Below are 3,333 nucleotides of genomic sequence, written 5' to 3' on the forward strand. Positions count from 1 at the left end.
AAGCGGCTGCCGCCGCTGACGGCGAAGCCCGTGAAGGCGACAAAGTGGTCAACGAAGCCATCGCGCAGATCGAACGTCTGGCCAGCGAAGTGGTGCGTTCGACCGAAGCCATGAGCGTACTGCAACAGGAAAGCGACAAGATCGGCAGCGTCATGGACGTGATCAAGGCCGTTGCCGAACAGACCAACCTGCTCGCCCTTAACGCTGCGATCGAAGCCGCACGTGCCGGTGAAGCCGGTCGCGGTTTTGCCGTGGTTGCCGACGAAGTACGTGGCCTGGCCCAGCGCACGCAGAAATCCACCGAAGAAATCGAAGGCCTGGTCGCCGGTCTGCAGAACGGCACCCAGCAGGTTTCGGCGGTGATGAGCAACAGCCGCGCGCTGACCGACAGCAGCGTCGCCCTGACCCGCAAGGCCGGTGCATCGCTGGAAAACATCACCCGCACGGTGTCGAATATTCAGTCGATGAACCAGCAGATCGCTGCGGCGGCTGAACAGCAAAGTGCAGTGGCTGAAGAGATCAGCCGCAGCATCATCAACGTGCGCGACGTGTCGGAACAGACCGCAGCGGCGAGTGATGAGACGGCGGCGTCGAGTGTTGAACTGGCACGCTTGGGTGGTCAGTTGCAGCAGATGGTCAGCCACTTCCGCGTTTGATCTTCGTACAGCGCTGAAGCAAAAAACCAATCGCGGGCAAGCCCGCTCCCACAGGTTTTTCAGTCGTTCACAGATGTTGTGTGCGACTCATAACCTGTGGGAGCGGGCTTGCCCGCGATTGCGTCAGGCCTGTCACCCCTTCACGTCAAACCACACCGTGCATAAAAAACTCGACCGGCACTTTAAAGAACTCGGCGAATCCCTTTATCTGGGCAACGGTCATTTTTCGCTTGTTATTCAATATCTCTGAAACAGCACTCTGAGTTGCGATCTCAGACAAGTCCTTCTGTTTGACGCCTCTTTCCGACAGCAGAAACGCCAGCGCTTCAGATTGGGACGAATAAGCAATCAACACCGTTTCACTCTCGTACTCATAAACCCGATCAGCCACAAACTCCGCAAACCGTGCAGCAGCATGATCCTCGGTGTTTGCGTGGGAATAAAGCTCATCAATCAGGGCCATTCGCACTTGCAGATCGTCATCATTTTTTATCGGATCATGGCAGGCAGACAACAACTTGGACAAAGTCGCTAGCTGATCGCCCAGTCCCTCAAGCATGGGTGAAATATCGGCTATGAAGGAATCCAGTCCTGTCGCTTCGACTTTATTACGCTTCATTGAGATCACCTGTATTTTCGTTAAACATAAATAGCGTATTTCATTCTGGCCAACTACTTGACATCACCCTTCCACCATTTGTCATATCCGGCATGGGGAAGAATGTCCTTGATATAGATAGTGCCAGTCTTCGTATTGATCCACGTAATGACACGGCACTCGTTTTTCTTGATATCAAAAACGTAAATATCAAGCGGGCCTTTCTTGCTCGTCAGCCTCAGCTTCGAGTGAGGGATACGATCGACGTTCCAACCTGAGGCGCTGGTCCAGTCTTGACGAAGCTTCTCAAATGACTCGAAACGCAGCGATGCTCTGTCGAAGATGGTTAGCCACAAGGTGAGAGGATCTCTCCACTGGCCATGAATCTCAATGGCCCGCGCAATCGCCGCTTTTGTGATCACTCTCATACAATTTTCGGTTCTGGTATCCCTACATGCGGAAAAATTATCTCAAATACAGATATCTGTAAAGCAGATATTTTTAGCTCAACAGAACAAACCCGAAGCCAAATGTATCAGTGGCTTCGGGCTTTTTCTGTCAGCGGTGGACTTAGACTTCAGTCATTACCGCGTCCCACGCTGCCGCAATGCCGACGGCATGAAATACGCATCCTCCGGCACCGGTTGTGCAAAATCGACAGTCTCCGCTTCCTCGTTATCAAGATTCTGCACATAGTAACGACGCGCCTGCAGATCATGGAAAACGTCCAGCGCACTCCACGTGGTCGGCAGGTCGTAGAAGTTTTTCAGGTAGGCCATCGACACGCGCCACAACTCCCCTCGCCCGTCGTATTGATCGACCAGTGCCGCGCCCCAGCTGTCTTCATCGAGGAACAACACGCGTTTCGAGTAGATATGCCGCGAGCCCGGTTTCAGGTTGCCTTCCACCACCCAGACCCGGTGCAGTTCGTAGCGGGTGTATTGCGGGTTGAGGTGGCCGGGGGTGAGCAGTTGCGCGTATTTCACGTCGGGGCTGCCGACTTTGTAATTGTTGTAGGGGATGTAGATTTCCTGTTTGCCCTTGAGCTTCCACTCGTAGCGATCCGGCGAGCCGTTGAACAGGTCGGTGTCGTCGGCGGTGCGCAGGCCATCGGAGGAGGCGATCGGCGTGTCGTACGCAAGGTTCGGTGCGCGGCGCACGCGGCGTTGGCCGGCGTCGTAGATCCAGGCCTGGCGTGCGTCCTTGAGCTGGTCGAGGGTTTCGTGCACGAGGGCAGCGCCACCGGCCAGTCGCGCCGGGCTTTTCACGAAGGCGAGGTAGTAGAACAGGATGTTTTTCAGATCGGCGAACTGGCCGTTCGGGCGGTAGTAGTTGAACAGCGCTTCCTGCTGTGACGTCACCAGCGCGAAGCTGCCGTTACGCTGCACCGGCGCTTCGGAAGCGCGGCGCACGACGTAGATGCCGCGATAGCGGGTGATGTGGTTCCACAGCACTTCAACGCCGTCCTTGGGGACTGGAAACGGTACGCCGCCGTAGGCATCAGAGAAACCGCTGCCGCCTTCGAGCAGCTTGGCCGAGGTGGCGTTTTTCAGGGTGTTGTCGTACAGCCATTGCGGTGCCGAACCGGAGCGACGGGACGGATAGATCGGCATCTGGAAGGTGTCGGGGTAGCTGTTGAACAGGGCAATCTGGCCGGGGCTGAGGTGCGCTTTGTACTGGTCGAGATTGGCTTTGGTGATGGTGAACAGCGGTTTGTCGGCCGCGTATGGATCGGGGTGGTGCTGGCCGGGTTTGTAGCCGGCGGGGGCCTGGGTGATGCCGCCAGTCCAGGCCGGGATGGTGCCGGCGGCGTTGCCGGCCCGCTCGGCGCCCATGGGGGTCAGGGTGGTTTTCAGTTGTTCGGCTTGTTGTGGGGTGATGGCGGCGAGAACGCTGCCGGCGGCCAGACCTAGAACAAGCCCGAGCGAAGCCTTAGTCAATCTTGAACTGTGAACCATGATCTTCTCCAAAATACAAAAACCTGTGGGAGCTGCGGTGCGACGACTCGACTTGCCAGCGATTGCGGTGGGTCAGCCACCATTGATGTCGAATGTGCTGCCGTCATCGCGGGCAAGCCCG

At 56.7% G+C, this 3,333-nt stretch carries 4 protein-coding genes; 1 reads left to right on the plus strand and 3 read right to left on the minus strand.

Annotated features, from left to right (window positions below):
* Nucleotides 1–656: methyl-accepting chemotaxis protein (locus PMI37_RS26585; protein WP_008086986.1), on the plus strand; the 656-nt coding region annotated here is incomplete at its 5' end.
* 145 nt (nucleotides 657–801) lie between these two features.
* Here the strand turns inward: PMI37_RS26585 and PMI37_RS26590 are convergent.
* The 3 genes from PMI37_RS26590 to PMI37_RS26600 all read right to left on the minus strand — a co-directional run bounded on the left by PMI37_RS26590 (nucleotide 802) and on the right by PMI37_RS26600 (nucleotide 3,212).
* Nucleotides 802–1,275, minus strand: a complete 474-nt coding sequence (locus tag PMI37_RS26590) for a helix-turn-helix domain-containing protein (protein ID WP_008086988.1) — start codon at nucleotides 1,273–1,275, stop codon at nucleotides 802–804.
* Nucleotides 1,276–1,328: 53 nt separating this feature from the next.
* On the minus strand, nucleotides 1,329–1,682 hold the full coding sequence (locus tag PMI37_RS26595; protein ID WP_008086990.1) for a type II toxin-antitoxin system HigB family toxin: 354 nt from the start codon (nucleotides 1,680–1,682) through the stop codon (nucleotides 1,329–1,331).
* Between the two features lie 156 nt (nucleotides 1,683–1,838).
* The gene (locus tag PMI37_RS26600; protein WP_008086992.1) at nucleotides 1,839–3,212 is read right to left on the minus strand and encodes a DUF1329 domain-containing protein; all 1,374 of its coding nucleotides are present in this window, start codon (nucleotides 3,210–3,212) and stop codon (nucleotides 1,839–1,841) included.
* Between the last annotated feature and the right edge of the window lie 121 nt (nucleotides 3,213–3,333).

Origin of the sequence: Pseudomonas sp. GM80 (genome assembly GCF_000282515.1) — a bacterium.
In the GTDB taxonomy this organism is placed as follows: domain Bacteria; phylum Pseudomonadota; class Gammaproteobacteria; order Pseudomonadales; family Pseudomonadaceae; genus Aquipseudomonas.

Excerpts from the sequence above, each read along its gene's own strand:
- PMI37_RS26600 (WP_008086992.1), bottom strand. The coding sequence starts at position 3,212 with ATGGTTCACAGTTCAAGATTGACTAAGGCTTCGCTCGGGCTTGTTCTA.
- PMI37_RS26595 (WP_008086990.1), bottom strand. The coding sequence starts at position 1,682 with ATGAGAGTGATCACAAAAGCGGCGATTGCGCGGGCCATTGAGATTCAT.
- PMI37_RS26590 (WP_008086988.1), bottom strand. The coding sequence starts at position 1,275 with ATGAAGCGTAATAAAGTCGAAGCGACAGGACTGGATTCCTTCATAGCC.